This is a genomic window from Pseudomonas sp. Z18(2022) (assembly GCF_036346535.1).
Lineage (GTDB): Bacteria > Pseudomonadota > Gammaproteobacteria > Pseudomonadales > Pseudomonadaceae > Aquipseudomonas > Aquipseudomonas yamanorum_A.
In genome coordinates, this window is sequence record NZ_JAOTOA010000001.1 from 602,574 (window position 1) to 624,866 (window position 22,293).

At 62.0% G+C, this 22,293-nt stretch carries 21 protein-coding genes; 13 read left to right on the plus strand and 8 right to left on the minus strand.

Annotated features, from left to right (window positions below; translation table 11 throughout):
* The first annotated feature begins 1 nt into the window (after position 1).
* Entirely contained in the window at positions 2–805 is an 804-nt protein-coding gene (locus tag V3W39_RS02765; protein ID WP_330212171.1) for a hypothetical protein, read from the plus strand.
* Between the two features lie 137 nt (positions 806–942).
* On the opposite strand, the gene prmB is transcribed toward V3W39_RS02765, so the two are convergent.
* The gene (prmB, locus tag V3W39_RS02770) at positions 943–1,851 is read right to left on the minus strand and encodes a 50S ribosomal protein L3 N(5)-glutamine methyltransferase (protein WP_330212172.1); all 909 of its coding nucleotides are present in this window, start codon (positions 1,849–1,851) and stop codon (positions 943–945) included.
* Between the two features lie 240 nt (positions 1,852–2,091).
* Between prmB and V3W39_RS02775 the strand changes: the two genes are divergently transcribed.
* The 5 genes from V3W39_RS02775 to V3W39_RS02795 all read left to right on the plus strand — a co-directional run bounded on the left by V3W39_RS02775 (position 2,092) and on the right by V3W39_RS02795 (position 4,863).
* Positions 2,092–2,682, plus strand: coding sequence for a cysteine hydrolase family protein (locus V3W39_RS02775; protein WP_177075533.1), 591 nt, complete (start codon positions 2,092–2,094; stop codon positions 2,680–2,682).
* Between the two features lie 130 nt (positions 2,683–2,812).
* The gene (locus V3W39_RS02780; protein WP_177046270.1) at positions 2,813–3,133 is read left to right on the plus strand and encodes a hypothetical protein; all 321 of its coding nucleotides are present in this window, start codon (positions 2,813–2,815) and stop codon (positions 3,131–3,133) included.
* A 75-nt stretch (positions 3,134–3,208) separates the two neighbouring features.
* Positions 3,209–3,766 carry a Smr/MutS family protein gene (locus V3W39_RS02785; RefSeq protein WP_177046271.1) on the plus strand — a complete coding sequence of 186 codons (558 nt, stop codon included), beginning with the start codon at positions 3,209–3,211 and terminating at the stop codon, positions 3,764–3,766.
* 78 nt (positions 3,767–3,844) lie between these two features.
* On the plus strand, positions 3,845–4,390 hold the full coding sequence (gene folE, locus V3W39_RS02790; protein ID WP_011062625.1) for a GTP cyclohydrolase I FolE: 546 nt from the start codon (positions 3,845–3,847) through the stop codon (positions 4,388–4,390).
* Positions 4,391–4,491: 101 nt separating this feature from the next.
* Positions 4,492–4,863: a glutathione S-transferase N-terminal domain-containing protein gene (locus V3W39_RS02795; protein WP_063031984.1), complete on the plus strand. Its 372-nt coding sequence runs from the start codon at positions 4,492–4,494 to the stop codon at positions 4,861–4,863.
* A 94-nt stretch (positions 4,864–4,957) separates the two neighbouring features.
* Here V3W39_RS02795 and V3W39_RS02800 read toward each other — a convergent pair whose 3' ends face one another.
* The 3 genes from V3W39_RS02800 to V3W39_RS02810 are packed head-to-tail and all read right to left on the minus strand — an operon-like array spanning position 4,958 to position 7,894.
* The gene (locus tag V3W39_RS02800) at positions 4,958–5,272 is read right to left on the minus strand and encodes an AtuA-related protein (protein ID WP_177046273.1); all 315 of its coding nucleotides are present in this window, start codon (positions 5,270–5,272) and stop codon (positions 4,958–4,960) included.
* Positions 5,269–6,600, minus strand: coding sequence for an acyclic terpene utilization AtuA family protein (locus V3W39_RS02805; protein ID WP_177132317.1), 1,332 nt, complete (start codon positions 6,598–6,600; stop codon positions 5,269–5,271). Before V3W39_RS02805 ends, V3W39_RS02800 begins: the two co-directional genes overlap by 4 nt.
* Position 6,601: 1 nt before the next feature.
* Complete coding sequence (locus V3W39_RS02810; protein WP_177046277.1) at positions 6,602–7,894, minus strand: CitMHS family transporter; 1,293 nt, start codon at positions 7,892–7,894, stop codon at positions 6,602–6,604.
* Between the two features lie 131 nt (positions 7,895–8,025).
* Here V3W39_RS02810 and V3W39_RS02815 point away from each other — a divergent pair, with 131 nt between their 5' ends.
* Positions 8,026–8,913: a LysR family transcriptional regulator gene (locus tag V3W39_RS02815; protein ID WP_177046279.1), complete on the plus strand. Its 888-nt coding sequence runs from the start codon at positions 8,026–8,028 to the stop codon at positions 8,911–8,913.
* A 75-nt stretch (positions 8,914–8,988) separates the two neighbouring features.
* Here V3W39_RS02815 and V3W39_RS02820 read toward each other — a convergent pair whose 3' ends face one another.
* Together V3W39_RS02820 and V3W39_RS02825 are read right to left on the minus strand one after the other, a co-directional pair.
* Positions 8,989–9,591: a glutathione S-transferase family protein gene (locus tag V3W39_RS02820; protein WP_330212173.1), complete on the minus strand. Its 603-nt coding sequence runs from the start codon at positions 9,589–9,591 to the stop codon at positions 8,989–8,991.
* Between the two features lie 11 nt (positions 9,592–9,602).
* On the minus strand, positions 9,603–10,769 hold the full coding sequence (locus V3W39_RS02825) for an aminotransferase-like domain-containing protein (protein WP_330212174.1): 1,167 nt from the start codon (positions 10,767–10,769) through the stop codon (positions 9,603–9,605).
* Between the two features lie 82 nt (positions 10,770–10,851).
* Here V3W39_RS02825 and V3W39_RS02830 point away from each other — a divergent pair, with 82 nt between their 5' ends.
* The 3 genes from V3W39_RS02830 (at position 10,852) to V3W39_RS02840 (ending at position 13,513) form a co-directional block, all read left to right on the plus strand.
* On the plus strand, positions 10,852–11,286 hold the full coding sequence (locus tag V3W39_RS02830) for a MarR family winged helix-turn-helix transcriptional regulator (RefSeq protein ID WP_003212841.1): 435 nt from the start codon (positions 10,852–10,854) through the stop codon (positions 11,284–11,286).
* Positions 11,287–11,476: 190 nt separating this feature from the next.
* Positions 11,477–12,823, plus strand: a complete 1,347-nt coding sequence (locus V3W39_RS02835) for an NCS2 family permease (protein WP_003212843.1) — start codon at positions 11,477–11,479, stop codon at positions 12,821–12,823.
* Between the two features lie 63 nt (positions 12,824–12,886).
* On the plus strand, positions 12,887–13,513 hold the full coding sequence (locus tag V3W39_RS02840; RefSeq protein WP_017479988.1) for a LysE family translocator: 627 nt from the start codon (positions 12,887–12,889) through the stop codon (positions 13,511–13,513).
* Here the strand turns inward: V3W39_RS02840 and V3W39_RS02845 are convergent.
* Both V3W39_RS02845 and uraH read right to left on the minus strand, forming a co-directional pair.
* Positions 13,510–18,723 (minus strand): dermonecrotic toxin domain-containing protein, encoded by a 5,214-nt coding sequence (locus tag V3W39_RS02845; RefSeq protein WP_330212175.1) that lies wholly within the window; start codon positions 18,721–18,723, stop codon positions 13,510–13,512. The genes V3W39_RS02840 and V3W39_RS02845 overlap by 4 nt on opposite strands.
* A gap of 156 nt (positions 18,724–18,879) precedes the next feature.
* Positions 18,880–19,233 (minus strand): hydroxyisourate hydrolase, encoded by a 354-nt coding sequence (gene uraH, locus V3W39_RS02850; RefSeq protein WP_088426303.1) that lies wholly within the window; start codon positions 19,231–19,233, stop codon positions 18,880–18,882.
* A gap of 459 nt (positions 19,234–19,692) precedes the next feature.
* On the opposite strand from uraH, the gene puuE reads away from it, so the two are divergent.
* From puuE to alc, 3 genes are all read left to right on the plus strand, one after another.
* Positions 19,693–20,619, plus strand: a complete 927-nt coding sequence (gene puuE, locus V3W39_RS02860) for an allantoinase PuuE (protein ID WP_008432189.1) — start codon at positions 19,693–19,695, stop codon at positions 20,617–20,619.
* Entirely contained in the window at positions 20,616–21,131 is a 516-nt protein-coding gene (uraD, locus tag V3W39_RS02865; RefSeq protein ID WP_259197448.1) for a 2-oxo-4-hydroxy-4-carboxy-5-ureidoimidazoline decarboxylase, read from the plus strand. The genes puuE and uraD overlap by 4 nt, the downstream gene beginning before the upstream one ends.
* Before the next feature lie 80 nt (positions 21,132–21,211).
* Positions 21,212–22,207: an allantoicase gene (gene alc / locus V3W39_RS02870; RefSeq protein ID WP_294738158.1), complete on the plus strand. Its 996-nt coding sequence runs from the start codon at positions 21,212–21,214 to the stop codon at positions 22,205–22,207.
* Positions 22,208–22,293: the final 86 nt, after the last annotated feature.

A 22,293-nucleotide genomic window follows, 5' to 3' on the forward strand; every position in this document is an offset into this window, starting at 1 on the left:
AATGACGAACACCGAAGCAACACCCGAATCTACCGCCGAGAGCACGGCTGAAACCGAAGCCGCCGCATCGGCCGCGTTACCGTGGGCGGAGGTCCAGGCCGAACATTTCAAGATGCTGCGCCTGGCTCCTTTGGCCACCGATCGCTCCACCGGCGTGAGGCCACTGCGCTTTGTGCAGTTTGGCTGGGCCGAACGCAATAACAAGGACCACAGCCTGCTGCGCATGGTCATTCAGTTGCCTGGCCAGCGGGTACGCCGGGAACAGAATCACCTGGATATCTGGGTGGATCACGCCACCCAGCGGGTGCATTTTGGTCCGGGCAACAGCCTGGAGATCGAACCGGCGAACCGCGGTATCGGCCGTTTCCTGGTAGCCCAGGGCGCTGCCTGGGCGAAAAAGAAGTGGGCGCACTATCGTGTCGACGGCGTTGACCTGGCCAACAAGGACGCGCTCAACGAAGCCACGCGCCTGCGCCGGGATCACTTCCTGCGCATTCAGGGGTTTGATGTGGCGTATGCCGATGTCCAGCACCTGAAGGGCAACGTGCAGCCGGGCAAGGCCAGTGACGTGCTGGACAGCTGGAACACTGAAAAACTGCAGTTCGTGGAGATTCTGGAAGCGGCGCAAATGCTGCAACAGGCCGAGCAGAACCTGGCCGAGCAGGAAGTGAAACTGCGCAAGGAAGAGGAAAAGGTCACCAAGTTCAAGCGCGAAGACAGCGGGCTGCGCTTCACGATTACCTGCCTGGTGGCGTTTACCGTGTTTCAGGCGGGGTTGTTGATCTGGATTGCGACACATCGGTAATCCTTCTGCAGAAACCGGATACCAATGTGGGAGCTGGCTTGCCTGCGATAGCGGTGTATCAGCCGGCATCCCCGGCAATGACACTCCGCTGTCGCAGGCAAGCCAGCTCCTACACTGACCGCATTCCTGCCGTTAGATCAGACCCTGGCGGCAAACACCGCCTGATGCGCCCGGCACTGCTCAGCCGTCAACATGAACACACCATGCCCACCACGCTGGAACTCCAGCCAGGCAAAGTCGACTTCCGGGTACAACGCCTCGACGTGAACCTGGCTGTTGCCCACTTCGACAATCAGCAAGCCCTTCTCGGTCAAGTGATCTGCCGCCTCGGCCAGCATCCGCCGAACCAGGTTCAACCCGTCATCGCCGCACGCCAGGCCCAGTTCAGGTTCGTGCTGGTATTCGTCCGGCATGTCGGCAAAGTCTTCGGCATCGACATATGGCGGGTTGGACACGATCAGGTCAAAACGCTGGCCCGGCAAACCATCAAAGCCATCGCCCTGCACGGTGTACACCCGCTCGTCGACGCCATGGCGCTCGATGTTCAGGTTGGCCACTTCCAGCGCTTCAAAAGACAGGTCGCCCAATACCACTTCGGCGTCCTGGAACTCGTAGGCGCAGGCAATACCGATGCAACCGGAGCCGGTGCACAGGTCAAGGATGCGCGCCGGCGGTGTGCCCAGCCACGGTTCGAAGCGGTTTTCGATCAGTTCGCCAATCGGTGAGCGTGGAATCAACACGCGCTCATCGACGATAAACGACATGCCGCAGAACCAGGCTTCCTTCAACAGGTAAGCGGTGGGCACGCGCTCGTGGATGCGGCGGTGCAGCAACCGTTGCACGTGGGAGATTTCCTCTTCTTCCAGGTTGCAATCCAGGTAGCTGTCGGCAATTTCCCATGGCAGGTGCAAGGCGCCGAGCACCAGTTGCCGAGCTTCATCCCAGGCGTTGTCGGTGCCATGGCCGAAAAACAGGTCTTCCCCATGGAAACGGCTGACGGCCCAACGGATATGGTCGCGCAAGGTGCGCAGGCGAGAAGTGATCACGGGGGCAAGCTCCTGGAAAAAACGACCGGCGATTCTAACAGCCTTAAGCTGTACCGACGATGTACGAAAAAACCCTTTGCCGCACGTCGGATTTCATCTTAATTGGGCTTTTTGCCTAAACGTAGTGCCCTATTGACATCGCTACACGCCAACAACGGCGTACCTTACGATGGTAGCGATTCACAGAAGCGCTCAGCCAGAGGACAATGTCACAAAAGCCCCACTCACAGGAGCCCCAGAATGTCCGTTCCAAAGACGATGTTTCAACTCAGCGGTCGTGGTTACGCAGCGGCGAACCTGAACCATGCGACCCTCGTGATCATCGACGCCCAGAAGGAATACCTCAGTGGTCCCCTCGCCCTGTCGGGCATGGACTCTGCTGTCGAAAACATCAAGCAACTGACCGCTGCCGCGCGCAACGCCGGGCGCCCGATCGTGCACGTGCGCCACCTGGGTACGGTGGGCGGGCTGTTCGATCCCCAGGGCGAGCGCGGTGAATTCATCCCGGGGCTTGAACCCCAGGCTGACGAAACCATCATCGGCAAGCTGCTGCCCAGCGCCTTCCACGGCACCGGCCTTGAAAAGCACCTGCAAGACCTCGGCTCCCTGGACCTGATCGTCTGCGGCTTCATGAGCCACTCCAGCGTCAGCACCACCGTGCGCGCGGCGAAGAATCTGGGTTTCCGTTGCACCCTGGTGGAAGACGCCTGCGCCACCCGCGACCTGCCTTACAAAGGCGGCATCCTCAGCGCCGACCACGTGCAGCAGACCGAAATGGCCATCATGGCTGACAACTTCGCCACCCTCGCCTTGACCAAAGATCTGATCTGATCGACCTTCGATGAGCGGGTAGCCACCCGCTCATCCGCAAAAGCCTCTCATTTGCTGCAATTGCCTCTGTACCCGGAACAACCTGTGTATCTTCCGGTCGAAGGGCCGATACCCTGGAGGAAAGGTCGGAATGAAGATATCCGATGGTTTTGATGCACGTCGCTTGCGCCCCAAGGGCCCGAGCAACTGGCGTCTGCGCATCGGCGCCGGCTTTGCCGCGCTGTTTGCGATAGCGGGTGTGCTGCTGGCAATTGCCGGCGCCGCTGGTTTGTTTGGACACTCACCGGCCCTGGGCGAGCTGAATGCCAGCCCTGGCGGTTCTGCCATACTGTTGGTGATCGGCCTGCTGGTGCTGTGGTTCGGCCTATGGCTGTGGCGCCGTTGCCGTCGGCGCATGCGCCAACCCTTGTCACTGAACATCGCCTCGCACCTGATGAAAAAGCACGACTGATGGCGCACAGATAGCGTTTGTTGCGCATCAAGCCGCCGCGATTAGGTAAACTGCCCGCCCTTCGCGGAGGCTGACATGCAAGACGACGATTTTTCCCTGTTCAAGAACGAGCTGCGCGGCGTCAAGCCGATCAAGCACGATCGCGCCGAAACCGGCAAACCCAAGACCGACCGCGCCCAGATCGCCAAGCTGCGCCAGGCGGCGACCGTGCGCACGGACGCCACTACGGTGGACGGCCTGTCGGATCAATTCGTTATTGATGTAGGTCCCGAAGACGAGTTGATGTGGGCCCGCGACGGCGTGCAGGAAAGCCAGATGCGCAAGCTCAAGGTCGGCCAGATCCCGTTCGAGGGCAGCCTTGACCTGCATGGCATGAACGTCGAAAAAGCCCGCGAAACCCTCTGGGCGTTTCTTGCCGAAGCCACCAAATTCGAAATCCGCTGCGTGCGCGTCACCCACGGCAAGGCCGTGCGCCTGGACGGCAAGCGGCCGATGATCAAAAGCCACGTCAACACCTGGCTGCGCCAGCATTCCCAAGTGCTCGGCTTTACCTCGTGCCAGCCGCGCCACGGCGGCGCTGGCGCGGTGTATGTGATGCTCAAGCGCACCATGATGGAAGGCCGCGACGAGTAACAAGTGCCATCGTCAGGCTTGCAGCGATGTGTCGGCCACCGTACCCTTGCCGTTTGCGAAAATCCCACAGGTAGTTTCATGTCCCTGGAACAGAATTACACCGCGATCCTCGGCCAGCTCGGCGAGGACGTTTCCCGCGAGGGCCTGCTCGACACGCCAAAACGTGCCGCCAAGGCCATGCAGTACCTTTGCCGCGGTTATGCACAGACCCTCGAAGAAGTCACCAACGGTGCCTTGTTCAGCTCCGACAACAGCGAAATGGTGCTGGTCAAGGACATCGAGTTGTACTCGCTGTGCGAACACCACCTGCTGCCGTTCATCGGCAAGGCACACGTCGCGTATATCCCGAGCGGCAAAGTGCTGGGCCTGTCGAAGGTCGCGCGTATCGTCGATATGTATGCCCGTCGCCTGCAGATCCAGGAAAACCTCAGCCGGCAGATCGCCGACGCGGTCCAGCAGGTCACCGGCGCCCTGGGCGTTGCGGTGGTGATCGAGGCCAAGCACATGTGCATGATGATGCGCGGTGTGGAGAAGCAGAATTCGTCGATGATCACTTCGGTGATGCTGGGTGAGTTCCGCGAAAACGCGGCGACCCGCAGCGAGTTTCTCAGCCTGATCAAGTAACAGGCTGCCTGGGAAAAAACCGGCGTTCATCGCCGGTTTTTTTTCGCCCGCAGAATTAAGGTAAGCTGCGGCCCCTTCTTCATGGGCAAGAGGTTTCAGCCATGTTCGTCAAAGCACTTCGAGTGGGCCTCGGCCACGTCATCATCGCCGGCGACTTCCTTACCCGCCCGCGCAAAAAGCAGCGCCCTGCCGAACAACAGGCGCAGGTGAACGCAGCGGCCAAGGACCTGACCCTGTATCAATTCCACGCCTGCCCGTTCTGCGTGAAGACCCGCCGCACCCTGCACCGCCTGAACGTGCCGGTGGCCTTGAAGGATGCGAAGAACAACGAACAGGACCGTCAGACCCTGCTGGAGCAAGGCGGCAAGATCAAGGTGCCGTGCCTGCGAATTGAAGAGAACGGCCAGACCACCTGGATGTACGACTCCAAGGTGATCATCGATTACCTGGACAAGCGGTTTGCGGCGGTCTGATAGGCAACGTTCTCTGTAGGAGCCTGGCTTGCCGGCGATGGCGGCCGAAAGATCATTGACTGACTTTCGGGCCTCATCGCCGGCAAGCCGGCTCCTACAGGTGGATTTCCAGGTCCAGCAATGCTGAGCCCAGGCACTTGCCATGGGCGTCCAGCGCCAGCGACCGCGTGACCCCGCCCCGCAGGATCCCCGGCAACACGAAGTTCAGTGCCTGCACATTGGGCAGCTCGTAACGCCGCACCGGTGCCGCGCCCGCCTCCAGCAACGGCGCAAAAAACGCCGCCACCACCTCGGCCGTCAGTTGTTCGCAGAGCAGCGGATAGTCCTCGGCCCGATACGCAATGATCGAGATGTTCGAGGTGTCGCCCTTGTCTCCCGTACGGGAGTGGGCCAGGGTGTGCAGCTTCATGACTCGATCCTCGGATTGACCGCGTTACGGGGCAGCAACAGCGACGCCACCGCCACCACCTGGCGCAGGCTTTTGCTGGCACCACCGCCGCCGGACGGGCCGTTGGTGTAGAGGGTTTCCACTTCATTGCCGACGCGCACCGCTTCGCTGCGCTCTTCGCAGCGGGCGCTGACCCGCAGCCGGACTTCCCAAGGTTCCACCGTGCTGCGCGGCCCATGCAGGGAGTCCATGCCGATCAATTCGGCGCGTACGTCCTGCATTCGCACCCCGGTCAATTCCAGACGTTTGAGGACCACATCCCGAGCCAACTGCGCTCGGGCGACCGCGCCCGGGCCACCGTAGGAGATCTGACCTTCGCCGATCCAGCCGTCCAGATACCCGACACTGACTTTCAACCGCTCAGGCCGTGGCTGCCCGTTCGCGCCGCCGGCCCGCACCCGGTCCACCGCTTCCTCGGTAAACGACACCCGGGAAAAATCCGCGCACACGTCCGGCGTGAGGTACGCCGCCGGGTCGTGCACTTCGTAGATCAGTTGCTCGGTGCAGGTGGCACGGCTGACGCGCCCGCCGGAACCTGCGACCTTGGTGATCAAGGCTTCGCCGTCGGCGTCAATCTCGGCCAACGGAAAACCCAGGCGCGCCAGGTCGTCCACATCCTTGAAGCCCGGGTCGGCAAAGTAGCCGCCACTGACCTGCCCCGCACATTCCAGCAAATGCCCCACCAACGTGCCGCGCCCCAGGCGCAGCCAATCATCGGCCGCCCAGCCGAATTCGAACATCTGCGGCGCCAGGAACAACGACGGGTCGGCCACCCGGCCGGTGATCACCACGTCGGCATCGGCGTGCAAGGCCTCGATAATGCCCTCGGCACCCAAGTAGGCATTCGCGGAAATCAGCCGCTCGCCCAGTGAGCCAAGGGTCTGCCCATTGTCCAGCAACTGCTCCGGCTCGCGGCGCAACACCTCAAGCACGTCATCCCCCACCACCGCCAGTACCTTGAGGTTAAGCCCCAGTTCACTGGCGATCCGCCGCACTTCAACCGCCGCCGCCACCGGATTGGCCGCGCCCATATTGGTGATCACCCGCAAGCGCCGGCGCCCGTCAGGCTGGCCGACAAAGGGCAGCACGCGGCGCATGCGCTCACTCAACAGCGGGTCGTAACCGCCTTGTGGGTCGCTGATGCGTGCCTGTTGCGCCAGGGCAATGGTTCGTTCAGCCAGGCATTCGAAGACCAGGTAATCCAGGTCGCCCTGTTCGGCCAATTCCACCGCAGGTTCGATACGGTCGCCGGAGTAGCCGGCGCCGGAACCGATGCGCAAGGTTTTCATCTCAAATCACTCCCAGGAGCAAAGCCGTCAGGGTCATCAACACCGACGCGGCAAACAGAAAGGGGATGGTGAAGCGCTGGTGATCGGCCAGTTCAATCTTGCACAGGCCCACCAACAGGAAGGTCGCGGGCGTCAGCGGGCTGACCGGGAAGCCGGTGGTGTGCACCCCCAGCAGCGAGGCCTGGGCCACTTGCAGCGGGTCGACGCCCAAAGCCTTGCCGACTTCGGCGATCACCGGCATCACGCCGAAATAGTAGGAATCGGGATCAAACAGCATGCTCAACGGCATCGACAGGAAACCCACCACCGCCGGGATCAGCTTGCCGTGGCCCGCCGGAATCTGCGCCACCGCCACTTCGGCGATGGCCTTGAGCATGCCGGTGCCTTGCATGATGCCGGTGAACACGCCGGCGGCGAGCAGGATGCTGGCCATGGTCAGGGCGGTTTTGGCATGAGCATCGATCCGCGCGCGTTGGGCGTCGACATTCGGGTAGTTGATGCACAGCGCGACCACGGTGCCGAGCATGAACATCACCACCGGGTCGACCCAGCCGGCGATCATCACCACCATCACCAGCACGGTCAGCACCAGGTTGACCCAGAACAAGCGCGGGCGGCGCAGGGCGATGTCATCGTCGCTGAGCACCCGTTGCGGCACCGCGTCCACGCTGGAACCGGCGCCCAGGCCCAGGCGTTTTTCTTCGCGATGGCCCAGCCACCAGGCGCAGGCAAACACAAAGACCAGGCCGACGATCTGCACCGGGATCAGTGGCTGAAACAGGTCCGCCACCGGCACATGCAGTGCCGCCGACGAGCGCAGCACCGGGCCGGTCCAGGGCAGGAAGTTGACCCCGGCCGCCATCGCCGCCACGCAGGCCAGGATGCGTTTATCGATACCCAGCCGCGTATACAGCGGCAGCATCGCCGGTATCGTCACCAAAAAGGTCACCGCGCCGGAGCCGTCCAGGTGCACCAGCAGCGCCAGCGTCGCCGTACCGACGACAATTCGTGTAGGACGCGTCCCTACCGTGCGCAGGATGCGATCAATGATGGGGTCAAGCATGCCGGCATCGGTCATGATCCCGAAAAACAGGATCGCGAACACAAACATGCCCACCACGGGGGCGACGTTCTTGATGCCGGTGATGATAAAGGCGCTGGTTTGCAGGCCGAACCCGCCCAGCAGCGCGGCGATGATCGGCAAGGCAATCAGGGCCACCAGTGGCGAGAGGCGCTTGCTCATGACGGCAGTGAGCAGGCACAAGATGGTGATGACACCCAGGGTAGCGAGCATGGGGTAGCTCCAGAACGGCGTTTTCGGCCGGTTATTGTTTTCCCTGGAGTATTGGAATCGCGTTAGGCTTTGTAAATTGGAATATTCGGCACTCCATATTCGAAAAAACAAAACGCTCGAGCAAAATAAAAATGAAAAATTCGATCCAGCATATCCAGGCGTTTCTCGCCGTGGCCCGCACGGGCAGCTTTACCAAGGCCGCCAACGAACTGCACCTGTCGCCCTCGGCGCTGACGGTACAGGTACAGCAACTGGAGGAGTGGCTGGGGGTTGCCCTGCTCGACCGCAGCCCGCGCCACGTCAGCATCACCGCCGCCGGGCTGGACGCCCGCGGGCCGATGGAAAAGCTGTTGCTGGACCTGGACAACATCGTCACCGGCTCCCGCGACCTGGCGGCCTTGCGCCGGGGCGTGGTGACCATCGCCGCCCTGCCCTCGGTGTGCGCCGGCGCCTTGCCGCCGGCCCTGCGCCTGTTTCGCGAGCGCTTTGCCGGGATCGAGGTGCGGCTGCACGACCTGGTGGCCCATCGGATTCATGCGCAAGTGCGTTCGGGTGAAGTGGATTTCGGCATTGGTGTACGGGCGCGGCTGAGCCACGGATTGGCGTTTGTGCCGGTGCTGAATGACCGGCTGTGTGCGTTTGTGCCGCTGGATCACGCCCTGGCGCGCCATGGCCGGCTGACCCTGCCCCAACTGGCCGACCAGCCGATCATCCTCACCGGGCGCGACAGCAGCGTGCGCGAACAGGTGGATGCGTTGTTCGATGAGCGACAGGTGACGATGCAAGCCGGGATGGAGGCCAACTACATGTCGACGGTGTTGGCGCTGGTGCGACAGGGATTGGGGATCAGTATCTTGCCGGAGTCGGCGGCGGACAGCCTGGAGGGGTTGAAGCGAATTACGATTGATCATCCGGGGGTGAACCGGGAGATCGGGTTGATCAGCCGCAGTGGGCAGCCGTTGAGCCCGGCGGCGCAGCGCTGTTTTGAGTTGCTCAATGAAGAACTGCGCCCCTTGTAGGAGCCCGGCTTGCCGGCGATGGCGTCCTTGAGGGCGCTATCGCCGGCAAGCCGGGCTCCTACAGGGTTTCGGTGATCAGCCCAGCATTGCCACATGCTTTGGATGGCTGGCCACGCGTTTCAACCAGGCCTGCACGCCCGGATAAGCGCCCAGGTCAAAGCCACCTTCATCCGCCACGTGGGTGTAGGCATACAGCGCCACATCGGCAATCGAGAACTGGTCGCCCACCAGGTACGGCGTCAACTGCAACTGGCGCTCCATCACCTTGAGGGCCTTGTAACCGCCCTTGTGCAGCTTCTTGTACTCCTCCAGCCGATCTTCCGGCAGCCCCAGGTAAAACTGGATAAACCGCGCCACCGCGATGTACGGCTCATGGCTGTACTGCTCGAAAAACTGCCACTGCAGCACTTGGGTGCGCAGGCGCGGTTCGGTCGGCAGGAACTCGCTGCAGTCGGCCAGGAAGTTGAGGATAGCGTTGGATTCCCACAGGCAGGTACCGTCTTCAAGCTCCAGCACCGGGATCTTGCCGTTGGGGTTCTTGGCCAGGAACTCGGCGGTCTGGGTGTCGCCCTTCAGGATGTCGACATCGATCCACTCATAGTCGATGCCCAGCAGGCTGAGCATGAGTTTGACCTTGTAGCAGTTGCCCGATTTGTAATCGCCGTAGACCTTGTACATGGAGGCTCCCCTTATGCCGCTTGCGCGTGCTGTGCTTGACGGACCACCGCAGCGAGACGCTTGAGACCTTCGTCCAAACGCGCCGGGTCGATATGGCTGAAATTGAGCCGCAAGTGACCGTGATGGTTATCCGGCTCGGAAAAGAACGGTTCACCGGGCATGAACGCGATGTCCTGGTCGAGCGCAGGTGCCAACAAGGTGCGGGTGTCGAGCGGTTGTTTCAAGGTCAGCCAGAAGAATAATCCGCCCTGGGGTATTTGCCAGTCGGCCAGGTCGCTGAAATGCCGCTCCAGTGCCGCCTGGAACGCATCACGGCGGCCGCGGTAGAAACTGCGCAGCTCCACCAGGTGGTGCTGGTATTTCTCGGTGCCGATCCATTGCATGGCCTGCCACTGGCCAACACGGTTGGTGTGCAGGTCGGCAGACTGCTTGAGCTTGAGCAGATGCGGGAACAGGTCGGGGCTGGCGATCAGGTAACCGACCCGCAAGCCCGGCAACAGGGTTTTGGACACGGTGCCGGTGTAGATCCAGCTGGCCTTTTTCAACCGGCTGACGATGGGCTGCGCGCTGGCGCCGTCGAAGGTCAGCTCGCGGTAGGGTTCGTCTTCGATCAGGGTCACGCCGAACTCGTCCAGCAAGGCGGCGACGGCCTCGCGCTTGGCATCGCTGTAGCGGACGGCTGACGGGTTCTGGAACGTCGGGATCAGGTAGACGAAGGATGGACGATGCTGCTCAAGGCTGTTGCGCAGCGCCTTCAGGTCCGGACCGTCCGCTTCAAGCTGCACTGTCAGGCAATCGGCGCCGAACAGCTGGAATATCTGCAACGCCGCGAGATAGGTCGGGCCTTCCAGCAGGATCTTGGTGCCCTTGTCGATGTACAGCTTGGCCGCCAGATCCAGGGTTTGCTGGGAACCGCTGACCACCATTACCTGGCTGGCCTGGCAGGCAATGCCCAGCCCCCGCGCCTCGGCGGCCAGCAGCTCACGCAACTGCGGCTCGCCTTCGCTCATGCCGTACTGGCCGATGTTCAAGGGCATATCCGTCCAATCCAGCTTAGGCAGCATCACTTCAGCCGGCAGGCCACCGGCAAAGGACATCACCTGTGGCTTTTGCGCCGCCGCAAGGATTTCACGGATCAAGGAGCTTTTAAGACGCGAAACACGTTCTGAGAAGGCCATAAGGGTCACCGGTAGCAAAGCCAGGGAAAAATACGTCAAACTGCTTGACCGAAATTACGACGACTTGGGCAGATACGTCAATATGCTTGACCTTAAAAACCAGACCAGCCAACAAACCGCCATGGAAGCCTTCTTCTTCGGCTACCAGGCGTTCACCGCCAAGGCCGACGAAATGCTCGAGCGCCGCGGCTTGAGCCGGGTGCACCAACGCATCGTGTTTTTTATCGCGCGCTACCCGGCCTTGAGCGTCAAGGAGCTGCTGGAACTGCTCGGGGTGAGCAAGCAGGCGTTGAACATGCCGTTGCGCCAATTGCAGGAAATGCACTTGGTGGACAGCGTGGCGTCCGAGACCGACAAGCGTAAGCGTTTGCTGGAGCTGACCGAGGAAGGGCGACGTTTCGAACAGTCCTTGCGACGCGAGCAGGTGAAGCTGCTGCAACGGGCGTTCGCCGAGGCTGGCGAGACAGCGGTGGAAGGCTGGCTGGCGGTGAACAAGGCACTCAGTGGCCAATCCTGAATTGCCTTTCATCCCTTTCGCACACAAAATAGAAAACATTATTTGCTTTATTTGTATACAAAAGCATAATTCGCTTCGTGCGAGTTCCTGACCTATTGGTCAACAAAACCCGCTGGTACCTCAAAGCGCTGCTGCCCACTCATGTGTCCGGCGCTGGAAATAACAATAAAACTCTTGAGGAGTACTTGCTGTGGAAAGCCGCAAATCCGAAGCCCCTACGCTCGACCTCTCGCCAACCCACAACGGTTGGCTGGAACGCCTGTTCAAACTCCGCTTGCATGGCACCACAGTGAAGACCGAGCTGATCGCCGGCCTCACGACGTTTATCACCATGGCCTACATCATCTTCGTCAACCCCAACATCATGGCCGACGCCGGCATCGACCATGGCGCGGCGTTTGTCGCCACCTGCATCGCTGCGGCACTGGGTTGCCTGTTGATGGGCCTTTACGCCAACTGGCCGGTAGGACTGGCGCCGGGTATGGGCCTGAACGCATTTTTTACCTACACCGTGGTCGGCACCATGGGCTACAACTGGGAGACCGCACTGGGTGCGGTGTTTATCTCCGGTGTGTTGTTCATGATCCTGACGCTCTCACGCATCCGCGAGTGGCTGCTCAACAGTATTCCGGTGAGCCTGCGCCATGCCATGGGCGCCGGTGTGGGGCTGTTTCTCGGGGTGATCGGCCTGAAAACCGCCGGCATCATCGTGCAAAGCCCGGCCACCCTGATCAAGCTCGGCTCCCTGCATGAACCCGCCCCGCTGCTGGCGGCCATCTGCTTCCTGCTGATTGCAATCCTCAGCTATCACCGGGTATTCGGCGCGATCCTGATCAGCATCATCGCCGTGACCCTCGCCGGTTGGGGCCTGGGCCTGGTGGAATACCACGGCATCCTGGCCACCCCGCCAAGCCTGGCACCGACCTGGATGGCCATGGACGTGATGGGCGTGTTCAACGTCAGCATGATCAGCGTGGTGTTCGCCTTCCTGTTTGTGCACATGTTCGACACCGCCGGCACCTTGATGGGCGTGGCCCAGCGTGCAGGCCTGGTGAATGCCGACGGCAAGATCGAAAACCTCTCCCGCGCCCTGAAAGCCGACAGTGCTTCCAGCGTGTTCGGCGCGATGGTCGGCGTACCGCCCGTGACCAGCTACGTGGAAAGTGCCGCCGGTGTGGCCGCCGGTGGCCGTACCGGGTTGACCGCCGTCACCGTGGGCGTGCTGTTTATCGCAGCAATGTTTTTCGCCCCGCTGGCTGGCATGATTCCCGCTTACGCCACTGCCGGCGCGCTGATCTATGTGGCGATGCTGATGATGAGCGGCATGGCCCATATCAACTGGGACGACGCCACCGACAGCATTCCGGCGATTGTCACCGCGATCATGATGCCCCTGACCTTCTCGGTCGCCGACGGTATTGCCCTGGGGTTTATCACCTACGTGGCGCTGAAAGCCGGCACCGGTAAACACAAGGAAATTTCCATCAGCCTGTGGGTGCTTTGCGCGATCTTTATCGCCAAGTTCGCGTTCCTGTAGGCCAACCCGTTTCACCCCGCCTCACCCCGTCGGGTGGGGCTTTTGTACGAATGGAGGAATGCAATGAGTCTGGAAACCTGGCTGCTGTTCAGCGGCGCTGCGCTGGTGGTGATCCTGATCCCCGGCCCCCTGTCCTTGCTGATGATCAGCAACAGCCTGAACTACGGCCTGCGCCGTTCGTACCCGGCCTTTCTCGGCGGGGTGATTGCTTCGATCTGCCTGTTGAGCGCGTCGGCGCTGGGTCTTGGGGCCTTGCTGTTGGCGTCGGAACAGCTGTTCAGTGCACTGAAAATCGTCGGTGCGGTGTACCTGTTCTACCTCGCCTGGCAGAGCTGGCAGCAATCCCGGCAACCGTCCCACGGCGCCGACGTGCCGCAAGTGGCCGCCACTCCGCGTTTTCGCGCGTTGTTTGGCCGGGCATTTGTACTGGGTGCAAGCAACCCGAAAGACATTCTGTTTTTTGCCGCCTTCCTGCCGCAATTTCTCAGCGCCCAGCAGGCCTTTCTCCCGCAGTTGCTGATCATGATCGCCACCTGGACCGTGCTCGACCTGCTGTGCAAGCTGGCCTACGGCCTCGGTGCCCATGGCGCCGCGCGTTACCTGCGCAGCGGCAAGGGCCAAAGCTGGTTCAACCGGATCAGCGCGGGGCTTTTTTCCGGGGCCGGGGCGGCCTCGTTGTTGAGCCGCTAGAGGTCCGTCAGTTTGACGAAGTACACCGTGGCGCTGCTGGAGCGGGCGTCATGATGTATACCCGCAACGATCCTGACCAGACGCCCCTCTTTCAGCGCCCGGAGGACCGACTGGTGCGCTTGTGCCCGCCCCACGACCGTCGACCGGGCGTTGCTGCGCAACCAGGCGTCGGACAACTGCACCAGGCCGCCCGAGCCCAGGGCAATACTCGGTGTTTCGGTCCAGCGCGTCAGCACGTAATACAGGTTGTTCGACTTCGGATGGGTGCCGACAAAATTGACCAGGGTGGCCGGGCTGCCTTTGCGCAGCGTCTGCAGCACAAACCCCTGCCGCTCCAGCACTGACCTCACAGCGGCTTGCGCCGCAAGGGGCCGGGCGTTGTCCAGTGCCCTCGCCGTATGGGCGAATAACCTCGGATCAAGGGCGGTTGGCAACTGGAAGTCCACACGCTCCAGGCCCGGCGCTTGCCCTGCATGACCAATATTGACACTGACCTGGCGCCTTCTTGAAATAGGCCTGAGCAGGCGTAACAAATCATCCGTTTGCCCAGCCAGTGCGGGCGCAGGTGGCAGCCAGTCATCCAGCGTGGCGCGGATATTGAGGATCCGGGTTGCAGTCATCGAACGACCGGAATCCGCCAACTCAATCAGGCGCTCCGTCACAAAGCGCTGGCTGGCCTGGGTCAAGCCGGGGAACGCCATGCCCACCGACGTTGACAAGGGATGGCTGAACAACGGTTCGCGAGGGACCCACACCTGATCCGCGCCCCAGGTGGCCGGTATGGGTTGCTCGCTGACAACGCCAGGTATCAACCAGCGGCCCAGCTCATCCCGGGCGGGAGCGTAGGGCAACTCGGGAGCTCTTAAAAAGATCACGCCGTCCGGTACCGTCGAACCATTGGGCAGCAGTTCGTAGTAATGGCTACCCAGTTTTACCGCGTCGTAGCCGGGCGCACCCGGTACCCGATGCAAGCGGCGTGACGCCGAAATATCCAGTACCGCCTGCTCGTTGAGATGGCGGCCCCAGGGGTGCCAGTGGGTGGAGAGCAACGGTGGTTGCCGCGCTACCCGTTCGACATGGGAGGCCGATGGCACCACCCACTCTGTACCACCCGCCGGCGCTTCCCATGGACGCCGTATACCGGAGCTTGGGCCTGCACGAGGCGCTGGCGGCGCATCGGCGCCCAGCAGCCATTCGCCAGGCTCCTCGATGGACAGCAACAGTTCGTTCTGGCCGCTGTCCCCGGCATTTTTCAAGCGCAATGCTGGCTCGTTCCGGCGTCGATAAACCGGATAGGCATGGCTGCCCTCGACCACGAACTGCTCGCCGCCCTTCACATGGCTGCCTTTGTTGATCGGCCCGTGCAAGGCCACCGCGCCTTCCGGCGTGAGGTCCTTGCGATAGCCCTCAAACCCCTTGAAGCCTCGGGCTACAGGCGGTAATCCGGAACTCATGCCATGGGCCCGTTGCGGGCGGCGGATCACGTTCAAGGCCGACAACATCGAGACCCGCCTGACTGGCAACCCGGGTTTTGGAGCCCCTTTGGCCAGCGGGAATGCCGTCAGCGCGACATCAGCAATCAAGATCAATGCGGCAAAGCCGGTAGCGATGCCATCGCGAGCGTCACCGCTGTGGTGAAAACGCCGGGCGGCCGACAGCACCTCGTAGAGGTTCACCCCGATACTCACCCCGGGGATGAACGACAACAGCCCGCGCACCCGCGCCGCCGATTGTTCGCCCAGGCGCAATTGCCGATAACTGACAAGGTCCCTGGCGGAGTTGGCAACCGCTTGTACGTCGCGCTGCATCGCCAGTACCCGGGCGTGGGTCAGCATGCGCAGCAGGTCGCAGCCGGTGGTCGGGGTAATGCCCAGCCACTGCTGCGGCGCCTGTTCGATCTGTTCGCGAATCTCTTTTTCAATCTCCCCCAATGCCACCGCCGGCTGCGCCCGCCGCACCCCGAACCAACCCCGGAGCACTTGCGCCATGGTCCACAGCGAGGCATAGGAAAAGGGCCAGATAGCGCCCCACGCCGACAGGGCCTGATAGCTGCGGTCTGGCTTGCCACGGGTTGGCCGAACCGCCACCGGGTAGCTTTCCAGGGCTTGCGCCTCCCAGCCGGGAGCGATGGATTGAGCCAGTACTTCAAGGTTTCCAGGGCTCAGCGCCGCCGTCATTAATGCTTGCCGCGCCGCTGCCACACTGTCGTGCTCGGTCAGCGGTGGATAGCCCTTCACCGCCGGCCAGTAGAGCAGTGTCTTGCCCAGCACTCGGTCATCAATCACCAGCACCCCGGCGACATGCCGCGGCTGCTCCAGGGTGAGTGCCGCCAGATGCACACAGCACAGTTGTAAGTGATGACCATTTTTCTTCAAGTCCTCGGGCGTCCTGGCCGCCAGGGCCGTGGAGAACGCACTCAACGCACCCTCGCTCAAGCCTTGCTGTTGAGCGCTGAAATGATCCCGCCGCGCACGCTGCAACCACGGGCGCTCCAGCAGCGCAGTGGACAAGCTGGCCGGTGCCCCGCTGGCATCCGGATAGAACGTGCGGGCAATCAATCGCTCGTATTGGCCCCCCAGGTCCAGGCCGGCGATCAGCCGGGTCAAGTCCTCAGCCGGCAGATGCTGCGCCCACAAGGGCTCAAGGTAGCGGCTGTAGCGCAGGCGCTCACGCGTCCAGGGCGCGTCGGCATCCAGGTTGTGCAAGGCCAATTGCAACAGGCTGTAGGTATGCCGCTCCTGGCTGACCAGCGTCCGAACCCCGGAATCCCCGGCTGGACGCTGTGGATGAGATTCCCAATGGGTGCTGACATCGTCGGGCATGTCCAGGAACGGCGTGTCGATATCCAGCGGCGAGGGCAGCCCCTCGCGCTTTAACGCCTCGACCAGGGTCTTGCGGGCGAATACCTCAAGGCTCGGCAGCACATGCCCCAGTTCCTGCTCAAGAGCACTGGCACTGGCCAGGTAATGCGTGTGCAGACGCTGATAGCGCTTGCGCTGCGGGCGCGAACCACTCGCAAGCCACGCCGGCAATGTGTTGGCCTGGGCCACCGCCTGGCGCAACACACTGATATTGGCGAACGCCTGGGCACGCGCGGTGCTGAGGGGCAGATGCAGGCTGTCGGCCAGCTCGCGGGCGAGCAAAGTGCGTGTCAGCGCCAGGTCCGTGACCTCGCTGAACGGTCGCCCGCCCTGGCCTACCCAATGGTCGGTCTGCGCGTAGCGATTGATCTGCTCCTTGAACGGATCGGACAACACGTTGCCTTCCATCGCCTCGTAGTACACGAGTGTCGGCTCGCTGGCCGCCAGTGCCCGGATCAGCTCGCGGGCTTCGCGCCGTTGATCCTGCGGGATGCAGTGCCAGAGCATCGAACCGTCCGGGCTCCTGAGGCTCGCATCGAGGCTGGCGGACAACTCATCCAGCGAGCCGAAGGCCTGAAAGCCACCGTACTTTCCAGGCACCTGGAGCACTACAGGGTGCGGGCGATCAGCCTGGCTGACGGCTTCCCGGGTGGTGACGACCAGCACCCCGAGCAATCGGTAGAGCGGCTGCCGCGCGCGCCCGATGGACAGTTGCAGGACCCGGGTGGTGCCGGCCGCCCGGTCGCTGGCGAGTGGCGCTGTGTACACCTCGGTCAGCAACGTGCGCTCGACCTCATCCAGTAATCCCAGCCGATAGTAAAGGTGCGCGTCTTTGATCAAGGCCAAACGCTGGGCATTGAGGCGTTGTACGCCCCGACTGGCGATCGAGCCGGGCTCTTTTTCCAGCCAGAAAGCCCTGTCACCCAGCCGATGTTCCTGGCCGTCCAGCATCCCGTGCAGCGTCTCTACGCGTTCAAGCCATTGCCTTTGCAAGGTTTCAACCTCGCTGAAAGGCCGGAAGTCCCGGCTCAGGTCCGAAGGGTTCAGCAACGCCAACAACCCTTGCTCATGACGCCGCACCAACGCCTCGGCGGTGCCCATGGCCAGGCCCGGCGCCAGTGCTGCGCAGATGACTTGCGACGCCCGGCGCTGGCGGTCCCACTCCAGCAGTTGCTCCACGGCTACGCGCAACAGTTCGTCGGCAGGCGACCGACGCCGGGCCTGTTCAACCCGGCGCAATCGTTGGGACGCGCTCCACGAGACGCTTGCCCTATCCACACTCACCCTGGACGCATGACGTGCCAGCAGGCACTCCCACTCGTTGTTCCGCTGAAGGTACAACTGCGCCAACGCACTGTGCCTGAGTGCATCCCCTGCCAGCGCCGGCCCACGGTGTACGCTGAAATCCTCCGCCAACCCGTGCCGACGCCGCAGGGGCAACTGTTGCCAGAGGGTAGCTCGGTGTACACCGTTGATCAGTGCGGGCAACTTGACCTGCATCTGGGCCAGGCTGGCGAACTCATGAAACCCCTGGCCAAGCCATGGCAGGTAAACCACCTGGCGTTTGTCCAGGGCGTCTCCCGAGCGGTAGATATGCAGCGCACCGGCCAAGGGCACCCCGCTTCCTGCATCCGACGGCCACAGCACCGGGCTGACCTGCAAGCGCTCCCAGGCACCGCCAGCCCGCGCACGGACCTGCGGAGTCGGCGCATCGAGAATGCCCAGCGCCATGGCAAACCCATGATCCGACAAGTCGTACAGCGCATGGGCGAGGTACGCGCGCTCCGCAAAGGCCTCGAGGTGCACTTGCACCCACCGCTCCTCCCGGGACAGCGCGCTGCCAAATGCCAACCCTTGCCAATAACCGGACATCGCCGCCTGGATTTGCCCGGACAACCCCAGGGCATTGACCTTGTTCAACACGTCGCTGACGCTGAACGGCAATGTACCTGTGGTATCACCTTGAAGGCTCAGGGTGGTGTAGCGATTGATGTTGATCGGGAACTGCGGGTTATCCAGCAGGCCCAGTGCCCGGTCGGTGAGGCTGTCCACCGCCAGCGGCCCGCCCGGCGTCACCGGCTCGCTGAACAACAGGCAATCGGGGTCGAGGTCGAACGCTTCGCGCAGCGCCTTGCGCACCACACGATGGATACTCGGCGCCTGTTCCAGCAACCGTCGCAGTTGCCTGTTGGCCTCGCGGCAACGCACGTGGGCGCCCCGCAGCTGGTTGATGAACCGGCTGGGCCTGGGGCTTGACTCAATCCTGCGGGTCAGACGGTGACGAAGGCGTGCCAGCTCGTCCTGGGCGTCATCGGGGTCAGGTTGGGGAGAATCGGGGTCGGTAGTCATGTCGCCATCGGTTCCAGATGAAAAACCGAGGGTAAGCAGCGCCTTGCTCTACGGGGCCTTACATAGTTAGGCCGATCACCAGGCAAAAAAAAGCCCGCAGTGTGAGCGGGCGAAAAACCAACGAAGAGCTTTGGGGGTGTGAAGCGCGGTGACGACTCAGCTACCGCGATAGGTCGAGTAGCTGTAAGGCGAAATCAGCAAAGGCACATGGTAATGATCCTGCTCGGCACTGATGCCGAAGCGCAGCACCACCACATCGAGAAACGCAGGCTCGGGCAGTTGCACACCGCGGGCGCGGTAGTAATCACCGGCGCTGAACTGCAACTGGTAGACACCACTGCGGTAGTCATCGCCTTGCAGCAGAGGCGCATCGCAGCGGCCATCGCTGTTGGTCAAGGTACTGGCCACCAGCTCAAGCTGCGTGCCTTCGACACGGTACAGCTCAACCTTGATCGCGCTGCCGGGGCAACCGTGCGCGGCGTCCAATACGTGTGTGGTCAAACGTCCCATAGCGTCTGCGCGCCTCCCGAAGTCAGTAAAGTGAAAGACCGCACCTTTTCAGGGCACTGAAAAGGCCGGCGATGACTGATTAAGACACTTTTATAAAAAATTGTACACAATAAATTCAACAAGCTCGTTTTCCGCTGCTGGCGCCGATTCTGTAGGAGCGAGCTTGCTCGCGAAGATCGTCAACGATAACGCAGCACTTGAGGGTTACCGAGGCGTTCTCAGGTTTTTCGCGAGCAAGCTCGCTCCTACAGTGAATGAGGTTTTTTCAATTTAGTTGACCAGTCAGGCAGGTTTCTTGCAATGCTATCCTGCAAAGACCCTGCGGAAAAAATGCAGAAATACAGGCTTACAAAGTGCGCATCAAGTTGTATACAATCAGTCATCGTCGTGACGCCATCCAGTCTTTCCGCTGCCCGGCCGCCACACACACCGCTACCACGAACAAGAAGGAAGACTGCAGTGAGCGCTGACTACCCACGCGACCTGATCGGTTACGGCAGTAACCCTCCTCACCCACACTGGCCAGGCAAGGCCCGTATCGCCCTGTCGTTTGTACTCAACTACGAAGAAGGCGGCGAGCGCAATATCCTGCATGGCGACAAAGAGTCGGAAGCCTTCCTCTCGGAAATGGTTTCGGCGCAGCCGCTGCAAGGCGAGCGCAACATGAGCATGGAGTCGCTGTACGAATACGGCAGCCGGGCCGGCGTGTGGCGCATCCTCAAGCTGTTCAAGGAATTCGACATCCCGCTGACCATCTTCGCCGTGGCCATGGCCGCCCAGCGCCACCCGGACGTGATCCGTGCGATGGTCGCCGCCGGCCACGAGATCTGCAGCCACGGCTACCGCTGGATCGACTACCAATACATGGACGAGGCCCAGGAACGCGAGCACATGCTCGAAGCGATCCGCATCCTCACCGAACTCACCGGCGAACGCCCGCTGGGCTGGTACACCGGACGCACCGGCCCCAACACCCGGCGGCTGGTGATGGAGGAAGGTGGCTTCCTCTACGACTGCGACACCTACGACGACGACCTGCCCTACTGGGAACCCAACAACCCGACCGGCAAGCCGCACCTGGTGATCCCCTACACCCTGGACACCAACGACATGCGCTTCACCCAGGTCCAGGGTTTCAACAAGGGCGACGACTTTTTCGAATACCTCAAGGACGCGTTCGACGTGCTGTACGCCGAAGGCGCGGACGCCCCGAAGATGCTCTCCATCGGCTTGCACTGCCGCCTGATCGGCCGCCCGGCACGCCTGGCCGCCCTCAAGCGCTTTATCGAATACGCCAAGGGTCATGACCAGGTGTGGTTCACCCGCCGCGTCGACATCGCCCGTCACTGGCATGACGTACATCCTTTCCAGGGAGCCGCCAAATGACCGCGTTCCAGACCTTGAAACCGTCGACCCTGAGCCGCGACGCATTCGTCGCAGCCTTCGCCGACATCTACGAACATTCGCCATGGGTGGCCGAAAAGGCCTTCGACCTGGGCCAGGACGCGTCGATCGACGAGATCGAAACCCTGCACCAGCGCATGAGCGACATCCTGTTGAGCGCCGATCACACCAGTCAACTGGCCCTGATCAACGCTCACCCGGACCTGGCAGGCCGTGCGGCCGTCCAGGGCCAACTGACCCAAGCCAGCACCGATGAGCAAGCTGGCGCGGGGATTCACCAATGCTCGAGCGACGAGTTTTCGCGCTTCACCGAGCTGAACGATGCCTACAAGGCCAAGTTCAAGTTTCCCTTCATCATGGCGGTAAAAGGCAGCAACCGGCATCAGATCCTCGCCGCGTTTGAAACGCGCATTCACAACTCGGTAGACGCCGAGTTCAAATGCGCGCTGGCCGAGATCAATAAAATCGCGTTGTTCCGATTACTGACCCTTTAGCAGACCTGGCCCGAGCGGTTCATGAACGCCCAGGGCCTCGCGAGCATCCCAAGCCACTTACTTTAAGGCAGACAAGAAGAATGAAAGCGCAACCCGTACCTTTCGAGAAGTTCGTCAACCTGGCCGACGCACGCCTGGGCACCAAGATCATCTCTGTCACCGATGACTGGTTCGCCGACGCCAACCGCCTGTTCCAGCCGACCCCGGCCGTGTGGAAGGAGGGCGTTTTCGATGACAACGGCAAGTGGATGGACGGCTGGGAGTCGCGCCGCAAGCGCTTCGAAGGCTACGACAGCGCCGTGATCCGCCTGGGCGTACCGGGTTCGATCAAGGGCGTGGACATCGACACTTCATTCTTCACCGGCAACTTCCCGCCATCGGCGTCCCTGGAAGCCTGCTTCCTGGCGTCCGGCGAGCCGGATGACAACACCCAGTGGGTTGAAGTGCTGTCGGCCGTGGAGCTGCAAGGCAACAGCCATCACTTCCACGAGATCAACAACGACCAGGCCTTCAGCCACCTGCGTTTCAACATCTACCCGGACGGTGGTGTAGCCCGTCTGCGTGTGTACGGCATTCCGTTCCGCGACTGGTCGGCGGTGGGCGACAACGAACAGGTTGACCTGGCTGCGGCACTGAACGGTGGCCGTGCACTGGCCTGCTCCGATGAACACTTCGGGCGCATGAGCAACATCCTCAACCCGGGCCGTGGCATCAACATGGGCGACGGCTGGGAAACCGCACGTCGTCGTACGCCGGGCAATGACTGGGTGATCGTCGCACTGGGCCACCCGGGCGAGATCGAGAAGATCGTGGTCGACACCCTGCACTTCAAGGGCAACTACCCGGACACCTGCTCGATCCAGGGCGCGTTCGTGAAAGGCGGCACCGACAGCCAGATCGAAACCCAATCGCTGTTCTGGCGCGAACTGCTGCCGGCGCAGAAACTGGAAATGCACGCTGAACACACGTTTGCCGAGCAGATCAAGGCGCTGGGCCCGATCACTCACATTCGCCTGAATGTGTTCCCGGATGGTGGTGTGAGCCGCCTGCGGGTTCTCGGTAAGGTAGCGAAATAAGCGGCGAACCGAAATCTGTAGGAGCCCGGCTTGCCGGCGATGGCGGTCTCACGGACGCCATCGCCGGCAAGCCGGACTCCTACACA

Excerpts from the sequence above, each read along its gene's own strand:
- V3W39_RS02765 (WP_330212171.1), top strand. The coding sequence starts at position 2 with ATGACGAACACCGAAGCAACACCCGAATCTACCGCCGAGAGCACGGCT.
- V3W39_RS02775 (WP_177075533.1), top strand. The coding sequence starts at position 2,092 with ATGTCCGTTCCAAAGACGATGTTTCAACTCAGCGGTCGTGGTTACGCA.
- V3W39_RS02780 (WP_177046270.1), top strand. The coding sequence starts at position 2,813 with ATGAAGATATCCGATGGTTTTGATGCACGTCGCTTGCGCCCCAAGGGC.
- V3W39_RS02785 (WP_177046271.1), top strand. The coding sequence starts at position 3,209 with ATGCAAGACGACGATTTTTCCCTGTTCAAGAACGAGCTGCGCGGCGTC.
- folE (WP_011062625.1), top strand. The coding sequence starts at position 3,845 with ATGTCCCTGGAACAGAATTACACCGCGATCCTCGGCCAGCTCGGCGAG.
- V3W39_RS02795 (WP_063031984.1), top strand. The coding sequence starts at position 4,492 with ATGTTCGTCAAAGCACTTCGAGTGGGCCTCGGCCACGTCATCATCGCC.
- V3W39_RS02800 (WP_177046273.1), bottom strand. The coding sequence starts at position 5,272 with ATGAAGCTGCACACCCTGGCCCACTCCCGTACGGGAGACAAGGGCGAC.
- V3W39_RS02805 (WP_177132317.1), bottom strand. The coding sequence starts at position 6,600 with ATGAAAACCTTGCGCATCGGTTCCGGCGCCGGCTACTCCGGCGACCGT.
- V3W39_RS02810 (WP_177046277.1), bottom strand. The coding sequence starts at position 7,894 with ATGCTCGCTACCCTGGGTGTCATCACCATCTTGTGCCTGCTCACTGCC.
- V3W39_RS02815 (WP_177046279.1), top strand. The coding sequence starts at position 8,026 with ATGAAAAATTCGATCCAGCATATCCAGGCGTTTCTCGCCGTGGCCCGC.
- V3W39_RS02820 (WP_330212173.1), bottom strand. The coding sequence starts at position 9,591 with ATGTACAAGGTCTACGGCGATTACAAATCGGGCAACTGCTACAAGGTC.
- V3W39_RS02825 (WP_330212174.1), bottom strand. The coding sequence starts at position 10,769 with ATGGCCTTCTCAGAACGTGTTTCGCGTCTTAAAAGCTCCTTGATCCGT.
- V3W39_RS02830 (WP_003212841.1), top strand. The coding sequence starts at position 10,852 with ATGCTTGACCTTAAAAACCAGACCAGCCAACAAACCGCCATGGAAGCC.
- V3W39_RS02840 (WP_017479988.1), top strand. The coding sequence starts at position 12,887 with ATGAGTCTGGAAACCTGGCTGCTGTTCAGCGGCGCTGCGCTGGTGGTG.
- V3W39_RS02845 (WP_330212175.1), bottom strand. The coding sequence starts at position 18,723 with ATGACTACCGACCCCGATTCTCCCCAACCTGACCCCGATGACGCCCAG.
- uraH (WP_088426303.1), bottom strand. The coding sequence starts at position 19,233 with ATGGGACGTTTGACCACACACGTATTGGACGCCGCGCACGGTTGCCCC.
- uraD (WP_259197448.1), top strand. The coding sequence starts at position 20,616 with ATGACCGCGTTCCAGACCTTGAAACCGTCGACCCTGAGCCGCGACGCA.
- alc (WP_294738158.1), top strand. The coding sequence starts at position 21,212 with ATGAAAGCGCAACCCGTACCTTTCGAGAAGTTCGTCAACCTGGCCGAC.